The sequence below is a fragment of the Arthrobacter caoxuetaonis genome (assembly GCF_023921125.1).
Classification (GTDB): domain Bacteria; phylum Actinomycetota; class Actinomycetes; order Actinomycetales; family Micrococcaceae; genus Arthrobacter_B; species Arthrobacter_B caoxuetaonis.
In genome coordinates this window covers 56,867-77,336 of sequence record NZ_CP099466.1, presented here as the reverse complement: position 1 = coordinate 77,336, position 20,470 = coordinate 56,867, and the positions used below count along the sequence as shown (strand labels likewise).

General features: G+C 67.2%; 18 protein-coding genes. 10 read left to right on the top strand and 8 right to left on the bottom strand.

What is annotated here, in order from left to right; all coding sequences use genetic code 11:
• The first annotated feature begins 24 nt into the window (after window positions 1-24).
• The 3 genes from NF551_RS00365 to pgm all read left to right on the top strand — a co-directional run bounded on the left by NF551_RS00365 (window position 25) and on the right by pgm (window position 3,521).
• A complete protein-coding gene (locus tag NF551_RS00365) occupies window positions 25-924 on the top strand; it encodes an ABC transporter permease (protein ID WP_227896494.1) in 900 nt (299 codons plus the stop codon).
• Window positions 925-940: 16 nt separating this feature from the next.
• On the top strand, window positions 941-1,729 hold the full coding sequence (locus NF551_RS00360; protein ID WP_227896493.1) for an ABC transporter ATP-binding protein: 789 nt from the start codon (window positions 941-943) through the stop codon (window positions 1,727-1,729).
• A 160-nt stretch (window positions 1,730-1,889) separates the two neighbouring features.
• Entirely contained in the window at window positions 1,890-3,521 is a 1,632-nt protein-coding gene (gene pgm, locus NF551_RS00355; RefSeq protein ID WP_227896492.1) for a phosphoglucomutase (alpha-D-glucose-1,6-bisphosphate-dependent), read from the top strand.
• A 15-nt stretch (window positions 3,522-3,536) separates the two neighbouring features.
• On the opposite strand, the gene NF551_RS00350 is transcribed toward pgm, so the two are convergent.
• Window positions 3,537-4,940, bottom strand: coding sequence for an aldehyde dehydrogenase family protein (locus NF551_RS00350; RefSeq protein ID WP_227896491.1), 1,404 nt, complete (start codon window positions 4,938-4,940; stop codon window positions 3,537-3,539).
• Window positions 4,937-5,806, bottom strand: coding sequence for an SDR family NAD(P)-dependent oxidoreductase (locus NF551_RS00345; protein ID WP_231704560.1), 870 nt, complete (start codon window positions 5,804-5,806; stop codon window positions 4,937-4,939). The genes NF551_RS00350 and NF551_RS00345 overlap by 4 nt, the downstream gene beginning before the upstream one ends.
• A gap of 152 nt (window positions 5,807-5,958) precedes the next feature.
• Here NF551_RS00345 and NF551_RS00340 point away from each other — a divergent pair, with 152 nt between their 5' ends.
• Window positions 5,959-7,272 (top strand): uracil-xanthine permease family protein, encoded by a 1,314-nt coding sequence (locus NF551_RS00340; protein ID WP_227896489.1) that lies wholly within the window; start codon window positions 5,959-5,961, stop codon window positions 7,270-7,272.
• 15 nt (window positions 7,273-7,287) lie between these two features.
• On the opposite strand, the gene NF551_RS00335 is transcribed toward NF551_RS00340, so the two are convergent.
• A complete protein-coding gene (locus tag NF551_RS00335; RefSeq protein ID WP_227896488.1) occupies window positions 7,288-8,397 on the bottom strand; it encodes a glycerate kinase in 1,110 nt (369 codons plus the stop codon).
• A 150-nt stretch (window positions 8,398-8,547) separates the two neighbouring features.
• Here NF551_RS00335 and NF551_RS00330 point away from each other — a divergent pair, with 150 nt between their 5' ends.
• Window positions 8,548-8,721 (top strand): hypothetical protein, encoded by a 174-nt coding sequence (locus tag NF551_RS00330; RefSeq protein ID WP_227896487.1) that lies wholly within the window; start codon window positions 8,548-8,550, stop codon window positions 8,719-8,721.
• 14 nt (window positions 8,722-8,735) lie between these two features.
• On the opposite strand, the gene NF551_RS00325 is transcribed toward NF551_RS00330, so the two are convergent.
• Window positions 8,736-9,551: a glycerophosphodiester phosphodiesterase family protein gene (locus NF551_RS00325; RefSeq protein WP_227896486.1), complete on the bottom strand. Its 816-nt coding sequence runs from the start codon at window positions 9,549-9,551 to the stop codon at window positions 8,736-8,738.
• A gap of 136 nt (window positions 9,552-9,687) precedes the next feature.
• Between NF551_RS00325 and NF551_RS00320 the strand changes: the two genes are divergently transcribed.
• From NF551_RS00320 to NF551_RS00310, 3 genes are read left to right on the top strand one after another with little or no spacing between them, the layout of a single operon-like run.
• Window positions 9,688-12,282: a bifunctional lysylphosphatidylglycerol flippase/synthetase MprF gene (locus tag NF551_RS00320; protein WP_227896485.1), complete on the top strand. Its 2,595-nt coding sequence runs from the start codon at window positions 9,688-9,690 to the stop codon at window positions 12,280-12,282.
• The gene (locus NF551_RS00315; protein ID WP_227896484.1) at window positions 12,279-13,577 is read left to right on the top strand and encodes an alpha/beta hydrolase; all 1,299 of its coding nucleotides are present in this window, start codon (window positions 12,279-12,281) and stop codon (window positions 13,575-13,577) included. Before NF551_RS00320 ends, NF551_RS00315 begins: the two co-directional genes overlap by 4 nt.
• Window positions 13,574-14,308, top strand: a complete 735-nt coding sequence (locus NF551_RS00310) for a phosphatase PAP2 family protein (RefSeq protein WP_227896483.1) — start codon at window positions 13,574-13,576, stop codon at window positions 14,306-14,308. The genes NF551_RS00315 and NF551_RS00310 overlap by 4 nt, the downstream gene beginning before the upstream one ends.
• 2 nt (window positions 14,309-14,310) lie before the next feature.
• Here the strand turns inward: NF551_RS00310 and NF551_RS00305 are convergent, their stop codons facing one another.
• The 3 genes from NF551_RS00305 to NF551_RS00295 all read right to left on the bottom strand — a co-directional run bounded on the left by NF551_RS00305 (window position 14,311) and on the right by NF551_RS00295 (window position 16,908).
• A complete protein-coding gene (locus NF551_RS00305; protein WP_227896482.1) occupies window positions 14,311-15,114 on the bottom strand; it encodes an HAD family hydrolase in 804 nt (267 codons plus the stop codon).
• Window positions 15,115-15,207: 93 nt separating this feature from the next.
• Window positions 15,208-16,122 carry a carbohydrate kinase family protein gene (locus NF551_RS00300; RefSeq protein WP_227896481.1) on the bottom strand — a complete coding sequence of 305 codons (915 nt, stop codon included), beginning with the start codon at window positions 16,120-16,122 and terminating at the stop codon, window positions 15,208-15,210.
• A gap of 33 nt (window positions 16,123-16,155) precedes the next feature.
• Window positions 16,156-16,908: an alpha/beta hydrolase family protein gene (locus tag NF551_RS00295; protein WP_227896480.1), complete on the bottom strand. Its 753-nt coding sequence runs from the start codon at window positions 16,906-16,908 to the stop codon at window positions 16,156-16,158.
• 148 nt (window positions 16,909-17,056) lie between these two features.
• Here NF551_RS00295 and NF551_RS00290 point away from each other — a divergent pair, with 148 nt between their 5' ends.
• Window positions 17,057-18,160: a GTP pyrophosphokinase gene (locus tag NF551_RS00290; RefSeq protein ID WP_227896479.1), complete on the top strand. Its 1,104-nt coding sequence runs from the start codon at window positions 17,057-17,059 to the stop codon at window positions 18,158-18,160.
• 89 nt (window positions 18,161-18,249) lie between these two features.
• On the opposite strand, the gene NF551_RS00285 is transcribed toward NF551_RS00290, so the two are convergent.
• Complete coding sequence (locus NF551_RS00285) at window positions 18,250-19,245, bottom strand: LacI family DNA-binding transcriptional regulator (protein ID WP_227896478.1); 996 nt, start codon at window positions 19,243-19,245, stop codon at window positions 18,250-18,252.
• A 152-nt stretch (window positions 19,246-19,397) separates the two neighbouring features.
• On the opposite strand from NF551_RS00285, the gene NF551_RS00280 reads away from it, so the two are divergent.
• Window positions 19,398-20,396 (top strand): SDR family NAD(P)-dependent oxidoreductase, encoded by a 999-nt coding sequence (locus tag NF551_RS00280; RefSeq protein WP_227896477.1) that lies wholly within the window; start codon window positions 19,398-19,400, stop codon window positions 20,394-20,396.
• Window positions 20,397-20,470 lie beyond the last annotated feature (74 nt).

Sequence of the window (20,470 nt, the reverse complement as noted above, 5' to 3'; positions counted from 1 at the left end):
CCTGCTGTAAGGAACAGAACTTCCATGATCACTGCTGTTGAACTGGGGCTTATCTACGCCGTTATGGCCCTGGGCGTTTACCTCACCTTCCGGATCCTGGATTTTCCGGACCTTACCGTGGATGGCAGCTTCACCACCGGCGCAGCCGTGGCGGCCATTTCCATCACCAACGGGGTTCCGCCCCTGGCCGCCACGGCAGCCGCGTTCGGAGCCGGCCTCGTGGCCGGCTGCGTCACCGGCCTGCTGCACACCAAGGGCAAGATCAACGGCCTGCTGGCCGGCATTCTCACGATGATTGCCCTCTACTCCATCAACCTGCGGATTATGGGAACGTCCAACCTTTCCCTGCTCCGCGAGGACACCCTCATCACCCCGCTGCGTGAAAACGGCTATCTGGGCGGCGCCGTCGCCATTGCCCTGTTCGCGCTGCTGGCCCTCGGGGTGAAGCTCTTCCTCGACTGGTTCCTGCACACCGACCTCGGCCTGGCCATGCAGGCCACCGGCGACAACCAGGAAATGGTCAGCAGCTTTGGCGTCAGCACGGACCGGATGAAGATCCTCGGCCTGGCACTTTCCAACGGTTTCGTCGGTCTGTGCGGTGCCTTCGTGGCGCAGTACCAGGGCTTCGCTGACATCGGCATGGGCATCGGCCTGATCCTTGTGGGCCTGGCCTCGGTCATTATCGGGCAGGCCATCTTCGGCAGCCGCCTGATCGTGGTCTCCACCCTGGCCGTGGTCCTTGGCGCGGTTGTCTACCGCATCGTGATTGCCCTGGCGCTGGACCTCGGCTTCGAGCCCAACGACATGAAGCTGATTTCCGCAGTGCTGGTGGTGCTCGCACTCATCCTGCCGCAGTGGAAACTGTTCCGCCGGCTGCCCACCTTCAGCAGCCTGCGCAAGTCCAACGCCACCACAGCCAGCTAGGCCGGAAAGCAGAACAATGCTGAAAATCGACAACGTACAGAAGACCTTCTTCGCCGGCACCGTCAACGAACGTGTGGCCCTGGCACAAATCGACCTGGAACTGCACGCCGGGGAGTTCATCACCGTCATCGGATCCAACGGCGCCGGAAAATCGACACTGCTGAACATGGTCTCCGGCAAGCTCCGTCCGGACACCGGATCGGTGCTCATCGACGGCAAGAACGTCACGAAGCTGGCCGACTACCAGCGGGCCAGGTTCATTGGCCGGGTGTTCCAGGACCCCATGGCCGGTTCCGCCCCGCAGCTGAGCATTGAGCAGAACATGTCCATCGCCTACGAACGGGGCAAGCGCCGCGGCCTGGGCTGGGGTGTTTCCCCGAAGAAGCGCGAGCTGTTCCGCGAGGAGCTCAAGTCCCTGGAACTCGGGCTGGAGAACCGGCTCAAGGCGAAGGTCGGCCTGCTCTCCGGCGGTCAGCGCCAGGCGCTGTCCCTGCTGATGGCGACGTTCAGCGAGCCGAAGATCCTGCTGCTGGACGAGCACACCGCTGCCCTGGACCCGCAGCGTGCTGCCCTGGTTTCCCGCCTCACCGGGGAGATCGTGGCCCGCCACAACCTGACCACGCTGATGGTCACTCACAACATGCAGCAGGCCCTGGACCTGGGCACCCGGCTGATCATGATGCATGAAGGCAGGATCATCCTGGACCTGGACAGCGCCCAGAAGAGCGCCATGACCGTACCGGACCTGCTGCACGAGTTCGAGAAGATCAAGGGCGGCCTGGACGACCGGACAATGCTCCAGTAACCCTCGTCCCCTTTCCATTCCGCCGAGAGGCCAGTTGCGGCTGTTTTGAACGCTCAAACCAGCCGTAACTGGCCTCTCGCGTGGGCGGCGGGAACCGGAGAGGACGGCACGGACGGCAGATGCCTGCCGGATCATCCGAATCTTTGGCATGCTTGGGTCTATGTCTAACCGCGCCGGAACACCTGCCCAACCATCCGACCTCGTTGACCTGACGGCACTGCTGGACGCCTATTTCGACGTCGCACCAGATCTGGACGACCCGGGGCAGCGCGTCGCTTTCGGAACGTCCGGCCACCGCGGGACTTCACTGAAGGGTTCCTTCAACGAGCCGCACATCGCTGCCATCACCCAGGCGATTGTGGAATACCGCACCGGACAGGGCATCACCGGCCCGCTGTTCATGGGCAAGGACACCCACGCCCTGTCAGAGCCGGCACAGAACACCGCACTGGAAGTATTGGCCGGCAACGGCGTCGAGGTGCTGATCGACGCGCGCACCGGTTACACGCCGACGCCGGCGCTGAGCCACGCGATCCTCACACACAACGCGTCGCGCACGGACCAGGCGGACGGGATCGTGATTACCCCGTCGCACAACCCTCCGGCCGACGGCGGCTTCAAGTACAATCCGCCCTCGGGCGGGCCGGCGGACTCGGACACCACATCGTGGATCGCCAACCGGGCCAACGAACTGCTCGAGGACGGGCTGCGCGGGGTAAAGCGGATTCCCCTGGGGCAGGCCCGCCTGGCGGATTCCGTGGGCTCCTATGATTTCCTGCAGCACTACGTCGCCGACCTCGGTTCCGTCCTGAACATGGACGTCATCGCCTCCTCCGGCCTGCACATCGGTGCGGATCCCATGGGCGGCGCATCCGTGGATTACTGGGGCGCCATCGGCGAGCAGTACGGCCTGAACCTGACCGTGGTCAACCCGAGCGTTGACCCGCAGTTCGGTTTCATGACCCTGGACTGGGACGAGAAGATCCGCATGGACTGCTCCTCTCCGAACGCGATGGCATCCCTGATCTCGCAGGCCGGCCAGTACGACATCGCCACCGGCAACGACGCCGATGCCGACCGCCACGGAATCGTCACCCCGGACGCCGGACTGATGAATCCCAACCACTACCTCGCCGCGGCCGTCGAGTACCTTTACGCGAACCGGTCCGGCTGGCGCAGCGATGCCATGGTCGGCAAGACCCTGGTCTCCTCCTCGATGATCGACCGGGTCACGGACAGCCTGGGCCGCCGGCTCATGGAGGTTCCCGTGGGCTTCAAGTGGTTCGTTCCGGGCCTGCTTTCCGGCGAAGTGGCCTTCGGCGGGGAAGAATCCGCCGGCGCCTCCTTCCTGCGCCTGGACGGCACCGCCTGGACCACGGACAAGGACGGCATCCTGCTGGCCCTGCTCGCCTCGGAAATCACCGCAGCCACTCAGAAGACGCCGTCGCAGCATTACCGCGAACTCACGAACCGCTTCGGGGACCCCGTCTACGCCCGTGTGGATGCTCCGGCCACCCGCGACCAGAAGGCAGCGCTGTCCAAGCTGGCGCCGTCGGACGTCACCGCCACGACCCTGGCCGGCGAGGAGATCACCGCACGCCTGACCGAGGCACCCGGAAATGGTGCTGCCGTGGGAGGCCTGAAGGTCACCACCGAGAACGCCTGGTTCGCGGCTCGGCCGTCAGGCACTGAGGACGTGTACAAAATCTACGCCGAGTCCTTCAAGGGCGAGGAGCACCTGCGGAAGGTCCAGGAGGAGGCCAAGGCGATCGTGGACGCCGTGATCTCCTAGGTCCATCGCACCGAGCTAGAGCAGGCGGCGCAGGATCCGGGACTTGAACCCGTTGTACGGCGGATACGCCACCCGCAGGGTGTCCAGCAGCGTGCCCTTGGAGAAGACCGGACGCAGCTGGCTGAACGTGTCGAAGGAATGCTTGCCGTGATAGGCGCCCATTCCGCTGGCACCCGCGCCGCCAAACGGCAGCTCCGGAACGGCCAGCTGCACGATTGCCGCGTTGTGGTTCACGCTGCCGGCACGGACTCCTTGTTCAAACTTCCGCTGGTTGGCCGCTGAAGAAGTGAACAGGTACGACGCCAGCGGCGAGGGCCGGGAGTTGATGATGTCCATGGCAGCGTCCAGGTCCGGGACAGTGATGACCGGCAGGATCGGCCCGAAGATTTCCTCCTGCATCACCGGGGATTCAAGCGCGACGCCGGTCAGGACCGTTGGCTCCAGGTACAGGGCCTGCCGGTCGCTGCGCCCTCCTGATGCCACGGTGCCGTCGGAAAGGTAGGCCGTGAGCCGGTCGAAGTGCCGTTCATTGATGATCCGTCCGAAGTCCGGGCTGCGGGACGGGTCCTTGCCCACGAATTCCCGGATGGCCTTGCCCAGGGCTGCCACCAGTTTCGGTGCCACGTCCCCGGTGGCCAGCACGTAGTCCGGCGCGACGCAGGTCTGCCCGGCATTCATCAGCTTGCCGTAGACCAGGCGGCGGGCGACGGCGGCCAGGTTGCCGTCCAGGACGACGGCGGGAGACTTGCCGCCGAGTTCCAGAGTGACCGGTGTCAGGTGTTCCGCCGCCGCGCGCATAACGGCTTTCCCGACCCGTTCCCCGCCGGTGAAGAAGATGTGGTCGAAGCGTTCCTTCAGCAGCGCCTCGGATTCCTCCTGGGCGCCTTCAATGACCACTACGGCCTCCGGGTCCAGGTAGTGCGGCAGGATCCTGGCCAGGGCTGCGGACGTGGCCGGGGCCAGTTCGCTGGGCTTGAGCACCGCGGCGTTGCCTGCTGCCAGGGCTCCGATCAGCGGCGCCAGCAGGAGCTGGACGGGATAGTTCCACGGCGAAATGATGAGCACGACGCCGAGCGGCTGGGGTTCAGTGCGCGCCGACGCCGGCTGCAGGCCCAGCGGGACGGGTACCTTGCGGCTCCGGGTCCACGCCGCCAGGTGCTTCAAGGTGTACTCCACTTCGGAGCGTGTGATCGACACTTCGGTGAGGTAGCTTTCGAGCGCGTTCTTACCCAGGTCGGCGTGCAGCGCAGCAGCCAGCTCTTCTTCCCGCTCGGAAAGCAGCCGCAGCATGGCCTGCAGCTGCCCGCGGCGCCAGGCCAGCTCCCGGGTCCGGCCGGAGTCGTAGGTCTTCCGGACGGCTGCGACCTGCTCGGGGATGGCCCCCATGCCCGCCTCGGCAGAAGCCAGATCCGCGCTCACGCGTCGCCTCCGGTTCGGGTGCCCTGACCCGCAGGGGCTGAACCCGCCGCCGGACGGCCGGTGAAATGGTCCATGGACTGGTAGACCTTGAAAACCCTGCCGGCCACAACGTCCCAAACCGGCTGCGGCAGCAGTCCGCGCAGGGCGCTTCCCAGCGGAACGGTCCAGGGCAGCTGCACGCGGGCCTTGCCGTCCAGCAGCGCCTTCCAGGCCTTGTCCACCACATATTCGGGTTCCATCAGGGGAGTCATCAGCGGGCCGCGGGCGCCTTCGAACATGCCGGTCTTGATGTAGCTCGGGATCAGCGTGGTCACCTGCACGTGCCCGTGACCGGCCTCTTCCAGCTCCAGCCGCAGCGAATCGCTCCACCCGATCACGGCCCACTTCGAGGCCGTGTAAACGCTCATCTTCGGAACGGACAGCGTTCCGGAAGCGGAAGCGACATTCAGGATCCGTGCCGGGGTCCGGCGGTCGATCATGCCCGGCAGGAAGGCCCGGGTGATATGCATGGGGGCCAGCGAATTCACGTCCATCACGGCGTCTATGTCGGCGTCCGAGTGCTCCCAGAAATACTTGCCGCGGACTATTCCGGCGTTGTTGATCAGGATGTCCGGAGTGCCGGCCTCAGCCAGGACGGCCTGGGCGGCTTCGGTGACCTCAGCCAGCGAAGAGACGTCAAGGCTCCAGGAACGCACGGTCGACGAGCCGAGGCCGCGCAGCCGCGCAGCCGCCGCCTCGAGCGCTACCGTGTTGCGGTCCCAGAGCAGGACCTCCCGGGCACCTTCGCGCACCGCCCGTTCGGCGTACAGGAGCCCCATGCCCATGGCAGCGCCGGTAATGAGGACCGTTCGTCCCGAAACTGTCATTCCCACGTGTATTCCGTCCGTCACAGGCCGCCTTCGGCCTCACAGCTTTCCCGGTAAAATTGGTCGTGCGTGCAACATAGCGTGGCACAGAAGCCCCGCCGGTAACATTCTCCACGAATCAATCCCCCAATGTCCCTTTGGAAGGCACACGCATGAGCAGGCTCGGCACAGACTGGAAACTCCACGGGAACGGCCGGACAGTTACTCCCGGCTCATTCGTCGCTCCGGATGAAAGGCTCAGCTGGCCGCGGACCATCGGCATCGGCGCCCAGCACGTTGTAGCCATGTTCGGCGCAACGTTCCTGGTACCCCTCCTGACCGGGTTTCCGCCCGCCACCACCCTCTTCTTCTCCGGCGTCGGGACGATCCTGTTCCTGATCATCACCGCGGGCAAGGTGCCCAGCTACCTGGGCTCCTCCTTCGCCTTCATTGCGCCGATCGCCGCTGCGGTAAACCAGCATGGACCCGGCGGCGCCCTGGGCGGTATCATCATGGCCGGCGCCACCCTGTTCCTGATCGGCCTCGCCGCCCAGCTGGCCGGCACCCGCTGGATCCAGGTCCTGATGCCGCCCACCGTCACTGGCGCGATCGTGGCACTGATCGGCCTGAACCTGGCGCCCACCACCCGGACCAACTACGAGGCCGGACCTATTACGGCAACGGTTACCGTCGTCGTGATCCTGTTGACGACAGTGCTGTTCAAGGGCCTGATCGGCCGCCTGTCCATCCTGGTCGGCGTCCTGGCCGGCTACGCAGCGGCCGTGATCCAGGGCGAAGTCGACTTCTCCACGATCAACGACGCCGCCTGGTTCGGCCTGCCGGAGTTCATGGCCCCGACCTTCCACTTCAACGTCATTGGACTGTTCGTCCCTGTTGTCCTGGTGCTGGTTGCCGAAAACATCGGCCACGTGAAGTCCGTGGCCGCAATGACCGGCCGCGACCTGGACCCGTACACCGGACGCGCGCTGATGGCCGACGGCGTTGCCACGGTCCTCGCCGGAGCCGGCGGCGGTTCGGGTACCACCACTTACGCGGAGAACATCGGCGTCATGGCTGCCTCCCGCGTGTACTCCACCGCGGCCTACTGGGTCGCCGGCATCACCGCTGTCCTGCTCAGCCTGTTCCCGAAGTTCGGGGCGCTCATCGCGACCATTCCCCCGGGCGTGCTCGGCGGGGCCGGCGTCGTGCTCTACGGCATGATCGGCATCCTCGGTGTCCGCATCTGGGTCGACAACCGGGTGAACTTCTCCAACCCGATCAACCTCTCCGTGGCCGGCGTCGCCCTGGTGGTCGGAATCGCCAACTACACCTGGAACGTCGCGGGCCTGACCTTCGAAGGCATCGCCCTGGGCACTGCAGCGACCCTGGTGATCTACCACGGCATGATGGCGATTGCCCGCTGGCGCGGCACCGTGCCGGACGAACCGCAGGAAGATGTCGGTTCCAAGCCTTCCAGCCTCGGCTAGGAACCGTTCGGGAGCCTAGGCCCCTTCAAGGGCCGCCTGCGTGGCGCGGGCAACGTAGAACTCTGCCCGCGCCATCGCGTCTTCCGGCCCCTGCGCCAGGTCCAGCACACTCACCGCAGCCTCGACGCCGTACTCGGCAAGAACTTTCGGGCTCAGCGTGATGGCTCCGGCCACCAGCACCACCGGGATGCCCCGGGCAGCCGCCAGGCGAGCCACCTCCAGCGGCGCCTTCCCGTACCGGGACTGCTCATCGATCGAGCCTTCCCCGGAGAGCACCAGGTCCGCCTGGTCCAGTGCCTGCACCAGCCCCACGAGGCCGGCAATGAGTTCAAACCCCGGTTCAATCTGCGCCTTGGTGAAAGCCAGGAACCCGGAGGGGAAACCGCCGGCCGCACCGGCACCGGGAACGTCGACGTCAACGCCGGTCGCTTCCTTGAGGACCCCGGCCCAGTTTCCCAGCGCCTCGTCCAGCAGCAGCCGGGCGGAGGAATCCGCGCCTTTTTGCGCGCCGAAGACGTGGGCGGCACCGTTGTGGCCGGTCAGCGGGTTGGTGACGTCCGCGGCGATCCGGATGCGGGTGTCCTTCACCCGCGGGTCCAGTCCCGAGGCGTCGACGGCGGCGGCCAGTGCGAGTCCTGCGCCGCCCGGGGGAACCGGGTCGCCCGCAGCGTCAAGGATCCGCAGGCCCAGGGCGGTCAGGGCGCCGGAGCCGCCGTCGGTCATTGCTGATCCGCCGATACCCAGGATGATCTCCCGGGCGCCGGCGTCGAGCGCCGCCGTGATCAGTTCACCGCTGCCAAAGCTCGACGCCGCCAGGGACGTCTGCACGGACGGTTCCACGAGCATCAGGCCGGAGGAGCGTGCAGTTTCCAGGACCGCCGTCGTGCCGTCCATCGCCCAAACCGCGGTGACCTCGCGGCCAAGCGGACCCCGGACCCGCGCGGTGCGTTCCTCCGCTCCGGCGGCGAGGGCGGCTTCGAGGGTGCCTTCCCCGCCGTCGGCGACGGGAATTCGGGTGACGTCGGCGTCCGGGTAGACGGAGAGCACCCCCTGGGCCATGGCCGCAGCGGCCTCTTCGGCGGTGAGGCTGCCTTTGAACTTGTCCGGGGCTATGAGCACGCGCATGGACTACATCCTGCCAGCGATTGCAGCCGGCGGCACAGCTCCAGCGCCCGGCTTCAGCCCGGCCGCACTGCGCGGTGCGTTTGCACAGGACCTATAGACTTCCGGCAGGTCCGGCGGGCGCCGGAAGTCCAGACGATGGGGGAAGAGAAAATGATGGCTGTTTCAGGCGTGGGTGCGGTCTTTGCAATTCTGTACGTGCTGGTGATTGTCGCGGTGGCGGTACTCTCCGTCTGGGCGCTGGTCCTGCTGATCATTTTCCTTAGGCTCCGCATCGCCGAACTGCGCTCGGCAGCCAACGCCGCTCCCGCAGACCCCCTGGGCTAGGTGTACTGAGACTGCTAGGCGCTTCCGGAACCCTGCGGCCAGGCGCCGCGCGCAGAGAGCACCTGGGAGAGCAGGTCCGCACGGTCCGAAACGAGGCCGTCCACTCCAAGGTCCAGCAGGCCTTCCATCAGCGGGCGGGTGTTGACGGTCCAGACATGCACCTGGATGCCGGCGCGGTGGCAGCGCCGCAGGAAGGCAGGGCGGACCACCGGAATTCCGCGGAAGTTCAGCGGGACCTGCACGCAGCCAAACCGGCCCAGCCGTGCGACCAGTCCGCCCAGTCCCAGCGGAGAGAGCAGCAGCATCGCAGCGGTGCCGCCGGAACCGGCGGAGGAAGCCGCTGGACGGGAAAGCCGGCGCAGGCAATCCAGCCGCCTCCGGTCGGAAAAGGAGGTCACCAGCACCCGGTCATGTGCCTGGTGCTTTTCGATCAAGGCGGCCAGCGCCCCTGCTCCCGCAGCGTCCTTGATGTCCACGTTCAGGCGCACGTCCGGCCACCGGACCAGGACCTCCTCCAGCGTGGGGATCGGCTCGGTGCCGCCCACCCGGACCCCGCGCAGTTCACGCAGGCTACGGGCACTGATCGGGCCTGATCCGTCCGTGACGCGGTCCAGGGTCTCATCATGGAAGGCCATGAGCACCCCGTCACTGGTGGTCCGGACATCGGTTTCCAGGTACCCGAAACCCAGGTCCACCGCGGCTTGGAAGGCTGCCATGGTGTTTTCCAGTCCGGCTGGGCTGAAACCCCGGTGGGATAGGCCCAGCGGGGCCGCGGCGCCTGAGTGCTGCGGCAGGAAAGGCGGGGTGAAGTACGGCAGGGGTGCGCTCACAAGCTGTACTTTATCGCCTGCCGCAGGCCGACTTGCACTGCTGGCGGGTCCGCGGAAGCACTGCCGGAATTAGACTGGCTGCACCCGGGGGACGGCACCTTCGCCCACCGCGCCGGTAAGCCATGGAGGTGGCCGCATGCAGCACGGTTCTGCCCGGCGGACGGCGGGACGCTATCTCCGCTGGCCTGCGGACGGCCTGCGCGGCGCCCTGGCGAAGTCGCCGGTGACCCTCGTCTTCCTCACCCTGTTCTGGTTCCTGGGCATCCTGACCTCTTCAATCCTGCGGGGTCCGGAAAATCCCCTGCTTGGGTGGGTGAGCGTGTCAGTCCATACGCTGCCCGGCCACTGGCCTGCACTGGTGCTCTCGGCCCTGTGGGCCAACGGACTGGCCGGGTACATCGGCGGGACGGTCCTGGCCCTGGTGGTGGGCCTTCCGGCGGAACGGCTGCTGGGAAGCCTGCGCTTCCTGGCCGCAGCAGCGGGAACACAGGTGACCGGCGCGTTGGCCGGCATTGGCTTTGCGGCCGCCCTGCGGGGCGCCTTTGAGAACTGGGGACGTGAGCTCAGCACGGATACCTTCCTGGGGCCGGTGGCGGTGTTCTGCGGAGTCGCCGCCGCTGCTTCCGCCGGAGTTGGAACCCTCTGGCGCCGCAGGGTGAGGCTGCTCCTGTTTACCCTGCTGGTGGTGCTGGCGCTGTACTCCGGTGCACTGCGTGATGTGGTGGCCCTGGCGGCGGCACTGGCAGGCGGGCTGTGGGGACCATATCTGTTCGGGCGGCGGCCGCACTTGCCCCGGAGCCTGGTTTCCAGCCGCCGCGAGGCCCGGGTGCTGGTGGCCCTGGCCGTGGTGGCTACCGCAGTGGGGCCGGTCATCGCCGCCCTGAACGTTCGCGCCGTCGGACCCCTGGCCGTCCTGGCCTACCTGTTCACCAACGCCGAGACGCTGGATCCGGTGGCACTCACCACCATCTGTGCCGATCCGGGCATGCAGGCGGAATGCCGGACTGCCAAGTTGGAGCAGAGCGCCGGACTGGCGGGCTTTTTCCTCGCTGTACTGCCGCAGGTACTGCTCGTCGTCTTCGCCGCCGGACTTCGTCGCGGGCGCAGGTCCGCCTGGATCGGTGCGCTGGTCCTGCAGGGGCTCATGACCCTGACCGCGGCCGTCCATACGGGTTTCTTCCTGGCAGGCCACACCGGCGGCGTGTACGGAGTGGACGGACGCGTGCAGCCCCTGGCGCTGGTGCTTCCCATGCTGCTGCCGCTGCTCATCTTCGTGCTGCTGGCCGCCACCGGCCGCCGCCTGTTTGCCGTGTCAGCCCCGCCGGGCACTTACCGGCAGCTGTTCCTGGTCTGCGTCACGGCAGGGGCACTGCTTGCCGCTCTCTGGGTGGCCGGCGGGCTGGTGCTGCGCACGGGCTTCACCCCGCAGGCCAGCCTGCCAACGCTGCTGGCGGATCTGCCGCTTCGCTTCCTTCCGGTCTTCGAGATCATCTCGGCCCCGCCGCAGCTGCTTCCGGAGTCCGTTCCCGCCATCATTCTGTATGAAGGCGTGGGCGTGGCGTTCTGGGCGCTGACCTGCGTGCTGCTCCTGCGTTCGTTCCTTGAACCGGCGTACAGCCGGTTCGCTGCGGATGAGGAACGGGCCAGGGGCCTGCTGGCCTCCAGCGGCGGCAGCACCATGGCGTGGATGACTCTGTGGAGCGGGAATTCCTACTGGTTCTCCCCCACGGGCCGCTCCTATGTGGCTTACCGCCTGAATTCCGGCGTGGCCCTGACCGTGGGAGACCCCGTTGGCCCAGCGGAGGAACTGAACCGCAGCGTGGAGGGCTTCGCCGCCTACTGCACCGACGCCGGGGTGACGGCCTGCTTCTACTCAGTGAATGAAGCAACACGGGACGCGGCGGCCGGGCTGGGCCACACCGATCTGCAGGTCGCGGAGGAGACACTGCTTCCGCTGGGGTCGCTCGAGTTCCGGGGCAGGCGGTTCCAGGACGTGCGGACAGCGTTCAACCGTGCCAGGAAGGCCGGGATCCGTGCCGAGTGGAGCACTTACCGCACCGCTCCGCTGTCCGTCCTGGACCAAATCAACGCCATCTCCGAGGAGTGGGTGGCGGATAAGAACATGCCGGAAATGGGTTTCACCCTCGGCGGGATCGAAGAGCTTGACGACGACGGCGTACGGCTTCTGCTGGCCGTCGACCAGGACCGTACGGTGCACGGAGTGACCTCCTGGCTGCCAATCTACCGGGACGGGCAAATCATCGGCTGGACGCTGGATTTTATGCGCCGGCGCGCACAGGGATTTCCTGTGGCCATGGATTTCCTCATCGCTTCGGCAGCACTGTCCCTGCAGGATGAAGGCTGCCGCCTCCTGAGCCTCTCCGGTGCACCCCTGGCCCGGAACGAGGCCTCCTCCCCGGCAGCATCCGGGGCCGGAACCGCTGCCGGGACCGGGGCAGACACCGCGGGGCGGCGGACCGCTGCGACGCCTCCTGCGCTTGAGTGGTTGATGGACCGGCTGGGAGCCACCCTGGAACCGGTTTACGGTTTCCGCTCCCTGCTGGCCTACAAGGCCAAGTTCCAGCCGCAGTACGTTCCGCTCTACATGACCTACCTTGATTCCGCGTCCCTGCCGGCGATAGCGAACGCGCTGGCCCGGGCCTACCTGCCACACGTGTCCATGGGCCAGACGCTCACGATCGCCCGCAGGATCATAGGCCCGCAGCGATGAACCTGGCGCTGACTACGGGAGCAGTCCCTCTCGCAGCCTTCGCTCTGGGAGTGCTCGGGCTGTGCTGGCTGTGCGCCGGGCCGCCGCGGTATGTCACCCGGGTGGTTCCGTTGGCGCTCATGGGCGCCCTGGCGGGAACCGTAGGGCTGTTCGTGGCCGCCGAGCTGCTGCTGTCCTGGTGGAATGCCTCGTTTCCGCGGTATCTGTACCTGTATTCCGCTGCAGGAATACTCGCTGTACTGCTTGTGGTCCCGCGCTGGCGGCTCAGCCGCGGCGTCACCGCGCGGATCCTGACGGTGCTTTCCACCGCCGCCGTGCTGCTTGGTTCGGCATCAGCCGCAAACGTTGCCTACGGGCAGTACCCCACGATCCAGTCCCTGGTGGAGCGGCCCGGAGAATCGAGCGGCGAGGTACCTCTTCGGAAAGCGGTTCCGGGGCAGGACACGACGCCAAGCACGGAAGCGAACTGGACGCCGCCGTCGGACATGCCCTCGGAGGGCGGCGTCTATAAGGTGCCGATCCCTGAGTCCGGCTCCGGGTACGCCGCCGGGCCCAGCCTGGTGTACCTGCCGCCCGCCTACCTGGGTACGCCCCACGCACAGAACCTTCCGGTGCTGCTTGCCCTGCACGGGCAGCCAGGCGGGCCTGCTGACTGGTTCGCGGGCGGCCAGCTCCAGCAGGTGATGGACGATTTCGCGGCGCAGCATCACGGGCTGGCACCCGTCGTCGTCATTCCCGATCTCTCCGGCGGATCCAACTCCAACTGGTCGCTTTGCCTTGATTCGAAACAGGGCCGCGGAGCCACTTATCTCGCTGAGGATGTGCCCCGCTGGATTCAGGAAAACCTTTCGGCCGGACTCAGCGGCCCGCGGCAGTGGGCCGCTGCGGGCTACTCCTACGGCGGAACCTGTGCCCTGCAGCTGGCCGTGAACTTTCCCGAAACCTTCCCAACGTTCATCGACATAGCCGGAGAGAACGAACCAACGATTCCCGGCGGAATGCAGTCACTGCTCAATACCTACTTTGGGGGCGACGCCGGAGCCTTCGCGGCGCAGAACGCCCTGGACGTGCTCAAACAGCAGTCCTTTCCGGATACTGCAGGAATAGTGGTCATCGGAAAGGACGACGGCGTGTACAAAGGGGAGGGCCGGCAGGTCTATGACGCAGCCCAGGCCGCGGGCATGGACATACAGCTGCAGGAACTGCCCGGCGGGCACTCCTGGCAGGTGTGGAAGGAAGGGCTCGCCGGCAACCTGGATTGGCTGGGCCACCGGCTTGGCATACTGGGACCATGAGCGACGCCCCTGCCGCCCGGCTCCAGCACCAAGTCTCCCGTGCTGCCCAGGCGCTGGGGAAGCACGGAGTCCTGCTCCTCACCTTGACTGCCGGCCTGGTGCCGGCCCTGCTGCTGGCCCTGCTGGCGGGAGGCGTATACGACGCCGTCGCGGAGGAGGACGGTGTGGCAGCCCTGGACCAGCCGGTGCTCACTGCCGCGCAGTCCATCCGTTCGCCGGGACTGGACACCGCGGTGACCTGGCTGACCAACCTTGGCGGGACCATCGGACTGCCGCTCCTGGCCGCAGCCGCAGTGGCCGTGCTGTGCCGGTGGCAGCGCAGCTGGACTCCCCTGATCCTTACCGCCTCAGCTGCTGCGGGTTCCCTGCTGATGACCATCGCAGGCAAGGCCCTGGTGGGACGGTCCCGGCCAGCGCTTTCCGACGCCGTTCCGCCGTATGAGTACTCCGCGTCCTTTCCCAGCGGGCATTCACTGAACTCCATGGTGGTAACCGGAACGGTTGCGTATCTGCTGTTCCTCTATCTGGACTCCCGGTGGGCCAGGATCATCACGCTGGTGCTGGCCGCCGGATTCATTGCGGCCGTGGGGCTGAGCCGGGTCTACCTGGGACATCACTGGCTGACGGACGTGCTGGTGGCCTGGTTCCTGGGACTCGCCTGGCTGGCCATCCTCATAACGGTCCACCAGCTGCTGCACGCCCGCCGGCTGCGGAACGTTCCGGCGCCGTAGCGCTACCGGCCGCTCAGCAGGTCCTCAAGCACCTGGGCTACGCCGTCCTCCTCGAACGGCGGCGCGGTGCGGGCCGCGGCAGCACGCACGGCAGGATGTCCGGAGGCCATGGCGTAACCCCGTCCGGCCCAGCCCAGCATCCCCAAATCGTTGGGCATGTCACCGAAAGCGACGACGTCCGCCGCCTCAATCTGCAGGGAAGCGGCGTACTCCGCCAGCGTCACGGCCTTGTCCAGGCCGGGAGCGGACATTTCCAGCAGCGGAACCGACGGGGCTGAATGGGTGGTGGAAACCAGATGCGCCACCTCGGGCTGGACCGTCCGGAGGAATTCGTCCGGATGGACGTCCTGGACCCGGGCGAGGAACTTCACCACTCGGCTTCCCGGCCCCAGCGACTGGACCAGCGGTGCGGGGGCGACTTCCCCCAGCAGGTCAGCACCGCCGTCCTGTAAAAACCCTGGCTCCAGGTGGAAACCTTCCACGGTTTCGGCGGCGAACCGCACGGCGGGATAAAGGCGGCGGATGATCCCTGCAGCCTGGAACATACCGTCCAGCCCGAGGGCCCTGGACCACGTCACCCGCGCGGCCTTGAGGTCATAGAGGATTGCCCCGTTGGAACAGATGACCGTGCCGGTGTGGCCCAGCTGGTCGCGGATCGGGCCCAGCCAGCGCGGCGGCCGGCCGGTGACAAAGACAATCTTGATGCCGGCGTCGGCGCACTTGCGGAACGCGTTGACGGTCCGGTCACTGATCCGGTTGTCCCGGCCAACTATCGTTCCGTCCAGGTCACTTGCTACCAGCCGCATGCCCCGCCTTTCCATCAGCTTCCAGATTAGCGGGAATGCACGCCCCTGCCGCCAGCCGCGGTTCGGCGGTCCCTTGTGGAACCGGGCGCTCTCCTAGAACAGCTCATCCCGCCGGGGCGGGTCTGCACCAGGACGGGACACGGTCATGGCTGCCGCCCGTGCGGCATAGGCGAGGATGGCTTCGAGGTCCCCGACGCCTATCTTCCGCAGCTCCGGGCGGCGGGCAGCGCCGTCGTAATTGCGGTCCATAAGCCCGGCAATCAGCGCCGACATAAAAGAGTCTCCTGCTCCAACGGTGTCAGCGACGGCGACGGCGGGCGCCGGCACCTCACAGCTCCCGGACGCAGCCACGCCCCAGGGTCCGCGGGAACCGCGCGTCACGACCACCACCGCCGGCCCCATGCCGAGCCATGCCCGGGCCGCGTCCTGGGCAGACTGGTCCGGGTAGAGCCAGGCGAGGTCCTCGTCGGAGGCCTTCACGACGTCGGCCAGGCGGACGAACTTTTCCGCCTGCTCCCGCGCATATGACACATCAGTGATGATGGTCGGCCGGCAGTTCGGATCAAAGGTGATGGTGGCCTGCGGATGCGCGCGTTCGACGGCGGCGAGCACCTCGTGCGCCCCCGGGGAGAGCATGGTGGCAATAGAGCCGGTGTGCAGCAGCGTGGTTCCCTCGAGCAGCCGCGGCAGCTTCTCCGCCAGGCCGGGCAGCGCCCACTCCAGGTCGAAGGTGTACCTTGCTCCGCCGGCTGGATCCAGGGTCGCCGTGGCAACGCTGGTGGGCCGGTCATCCGCCGGCAGGGCGGTGAGGACCGAGTTGTTCCTCAGGTGCTCGGCGATCAGCACGCCGTGGGCGTCACTGCCGTACCGGCCAACGAACTGCACCGGCCGGCCCAGCCTGGCCACTCCCACCGCGACGTTGAGCGGACTGCCGCCCGGGTGGGACCGGCGGGGCGCGGTATCACTGAGGACTTCGTCGATGAGGGCTTCGCCAATGACTGTGATCACGCCCTCAACCTACCGATTGCGGCACGGGCGGCGCTAGCCGGGATTCGCTTCAGCCGCGTCGTCGAGCGCACGCAGCACCTCCTCCCAGCCCGCCGTTCCCGGGGTGATCATCTCAAAGTGGTCCCCGGGAATGAGGCGCAGCTCCGCGGATCCGCCCGCCGCATGCGCAGCCCTGACGTAGGACTCGGCCAGTTCCAGGGGCACTGTTGCGTCCTCCTTGCCGTGCAGGGCGAACACCGGCACCGGCACCGGCACGGACCGGACCGGGTCGGCCGCCTGCCAGCGCTCCGGGTCTTCTTCCGAGCCCGCGCCCAGGAAGTTCTCCACTGCCCCGCTGCTCAGTCCCAGCTCGTGGGCACGGCGCAGATCCAGCACCCCGGACTGGCTGACGACGGCGTCCAGCGCCACCCGGGGCGCCTGCCGTCCCGCCGCCCAGACCGCCAGCTGCCCGCCGGCGGAATGCCCCAGGGCGATCACCGGTCCCGACAGGCCGGTGCCCCCGGGTTCGGGAAGGGCCGCCAGCGCATCGATGCCGGCGCCAATGTCAGCGAAGGTCTGCGGCCAGCCGCCGCCGTTTCCCGCGCGGCGGTACTCCAGGTTCATGGCAGCCCATCCCCGCCCCGCCAGGTCCGCGGCCAGCGGCCGGCCCAGTTCCAGCGAGTACGTTGAACGCCAGTATCCGCCGTGGATGATGACCACGGTTCCACGGACAGGCTGGCCTCCCGGCGGAAGTGTCAGCTCGCCGAACTGTTCAGGATGGCTGCCGTAAGTGAACCGCTGTGGCATGGATGGTCCTTCGTCAGGGAGAGGTGCCTGCGGCTGCCTGCACGCGGCGGGCCGCCGTCGTCCTAATCTGGAGATGAGCCTAACCGCCGCCGGACCGTCCAGTGTCTGCGGCGTGCCCTAGGCTGGCAGAAACTGCGAAAGGACAGAAGTGAGCGCGTGGGACACCCTGGATGACCGGCTGCGCCCGGTGGTCCAGGCCAGCACGGACGAGTATGCCCGGGTGCGCCCGGCACTGGAATCCGTGACGGCGGAAATGGAAGCCAGCCTGCGGGCCGTGTTCGAGGACACCCCGGTGAAGCCGCTGTTCATCGCTTCCCGGACCAAATCGGTGGAGTCGTTCCGGGACAAGGCCTCCCGCACGCTGCCCTCCGAGAACCCGGACGAAGTGCCGAGCCTGCTTTTCCCGGATCCGCTGCGGAACCTGACCGACTTGGTAGGCGTGCGCGTCATCATGACCCTGCCGCACGAGGTGGATGAGGCAGCGAACCTGATCAAACGCCAGCGGGCCGAGTTCGACTGCCGGGGGGACCGGGAGAAAGACATCGGCTCGATCGAGTCCGGAACCTACGGCTACTCCAGCCGGCACCTGATCCTGCGCACCATCCAGAACGAGACGGTGCGCAAGTTCCACCGCCTGCTCGAACCGGCGCAAAAACCCAACGGCAGTTACCTTTTCGAGGTGCAGATCCGCACTGTGCTCGCTCATGCGTGGTCTGAAATTGAGCACGACATCCGGTTCAAAGCCGGGGATCCGCGGGCCTGGAGCCCGTACTTCGACCGGCAGTTCATTGCCACGGCCGCCATGCTGGAGACTGTGGAGAACGAGTTCGCCGAGCTGCACGAACGCTATGAGGCGGTCACTGGTTTCTGGGACGACGAGGGTGAGGGGGCGGCGCCGCTGACTCCCAACCGGATCCGGCATGTCTGGATGACCCTGCTGCCCCATGTGAACCGCAAGGCCGGTGACGACTGGGGCTGGGCCGCGGAACTGCTGGCGGCGCATGGCCTGAAAACCACCATGGACCTGGCCGGGCTGCTCCAGGCCGAGGCCATCACCAAGGTCCGCGCGGCCTTGGACCACCGCTACTCTCCGGGACCGGACCGCCTGCTGGACGACCTTCTGCTCTGGAGGTTCGGCAAGAAGCACATCGACCTGACGGCCGAGCCGGAGGACGCTCCGTCCCAGCCGAGGCGTGAATCCCTGGGCCGGCGCTACCGGCAGATGCAGCTCTACCGCGCGCGGGAGAACTAAGGCCTGCTGCCGTTTGCAGGTTCTGCTGCCGGTTGTAACCGGCAGCAGAACTGCGAACCCGCCGGTTTCCTGCCAACCGGAGCCGACTCCTACGCGGAAGAGCGGAGGACCAGGGTCACGGGGGGCAGGCTCTCCGCCGGTTCCGCTGTGGTGCCGGCGGAACTATCGGTGGGCACCAGCGACGCAGTTGCCAACTGCGCGAAGAGGACCCCGATCCTGCGTGCATGCACGCTAACGGTGGTCAGCGGGGGGATGGCCAGCCGGGCGAGCGGAATGTCCTCTGCGCCGACCACAGCCAGGTCCGACGGCGCGGACAGGTTGAGCATGGACAGTCCAGCCAACAGCGCAAACGCGTATTCATCGTCAAAGGCACAGACCCCGGTCACGGGTATGCGTGCCTGGCGCCACCGGTCAATGGCCGCGGCTGCAGCCGCCGGATCAAGGCCAATCCGCTCGACGGCAGGCGGCAGCAAACCATTTCGGGAGCAGGCCTCCTGGATGGCCGCCAGCCGGGCGTCCGCGCGCCACTGGTAGCCGGGGCCGGCCGGCAGGGCAACGCCAATGCGGCGGTGTCCGGCGGAGGACAGGTACTGCACCTGCATGGCGCCGATCCCCAGGTCCGCTCCCAGCGGATCCGCGTGGTCCTGCTGCAGCGACGCCATGGGCACACCGCTGGCCTGCAGCGAATCCAGGTCCTCGGCATTCAAGGGTGTCGCCACAATCAGCGCCGCGGGAACGAGTGAGCGGACCAGCGGGGCGGCCGCACCTCCGTCGGGCAGCCGGTGCGCAATGAGGCGCAGACCGGCCTGTTCAACATATTCCGAGGCGCTGTCCAGCACCATCGCGAGGGCACGTCCCAGGGGTTCGGGCGGCAGCAGCATCAGAACCAGGTCGCTGCGCCCGCGGCGGAGCGTGCGTGCAGCCGTCGACGGTGAGTATCCCAGCTCCTGTGCGGCAGCAAGGACGCGTTCTCGGGTAGCCTCCGAGATGCTCTGCCCGGAACGTCCGTTGAGGACGTAGCTGACGGTGGCCCGGGAGACCCCTGCAACCCGTGCCACGTCCTCCGACGTCACCCGTGATGCCATTGAGCGCCCAGCCTTTCGTTTCACGGACCGGGATCCCGCGGTTCTTGCGATGGGGCCCCGGTATTGAGCTAATCTGACCTTACACGCGTTACTTACACGTGTAACCACGTGCGGCCTGTACCCCGGCCGCACCGACGAAAGGACTACCCTCTATGTCCACTACACCCCTAACAGCCGGCAACACGATCGAGGAATGGCTCAACCACCCCGTGGGCGGCCCGGTCCTGCGCGGCTTCCTGGCCCAGACCGGAAGCGACGAAGCTTCCCTCGGTCCGGCCAAGGCACTGAAGCTCCAGCAGCTCGTGGACCTGAGCCAGGGCCAGATGCCCCAGGCAGCGGTCGATGAAATGGTGAAGGCGGCCAATGGCGGCGTCATGCCGGAGCTCGAAGAGACTGCGCTTCCCACCGTTCCGGGCCGCTTCGAGAACAAGACCGTGATCGTCACCGGCGCCGGCTCCGGCATCGGCCGGGCGACCGCGTCCCGGATCGCCCGCGAAGGCGGCAGGGTGATTGCCGTGGACATCGCCGAAACGAAGATCAAGGAACTGGCCGAGGAACTTGGTGACGCCATTGTCCCGGTAGCCGCCGACCTCACGGACCTCGACGCCGTGGACCGGATCATCGCTGCTGCCGGCGGGCAGGTCGACGGCCTGGCCAACGTTGCCGGCATCAATGACGACTTCAGCCCGCTGCACGAGGTCTCCGACGCCATGTGGCAGAAGATCTTTGCCGTGAATGTGGACGGCCTGGTGCGCCTGACCCGCGCCGTGCTTCCCGGCATGCTGGAAGCCCGCAAGGGCACGATCGTGAACGTCACCTCCGAAGCAGGCCTGCGCGGTTCCGCCTCGGGTGTGGCTTACACGGCCTCCAAGCACGCCGTTGTTGGCATCACCAAGAGCGCCGCCTTCATGTATGCCAAGGAAGGCATACGCATCAACGCGGTTGCTCCGGGCGGCGTTGCCACCGGCATTCCGATGGGCGGCAAGACCTCCGAGTACGGCGAGGCCCGCCTGACGCCGGCCCGCGTGATGATTCCCGGCCTGGCCTCGGCCGAGGACCTGGCAGCCTCCATCACGTTCCTGCTCAGCGATGACTCCGTGAACATCAACGGCGCCATCCTGCCCTCTGACGGCGGCTGGTCCGCGGGCTAACCGCACCAAACACAACGGCGGCGGCCGGCTCCCTTCTCCGGAAGGGAACCGGCCGCCGTCGTCATTCGAGAGGC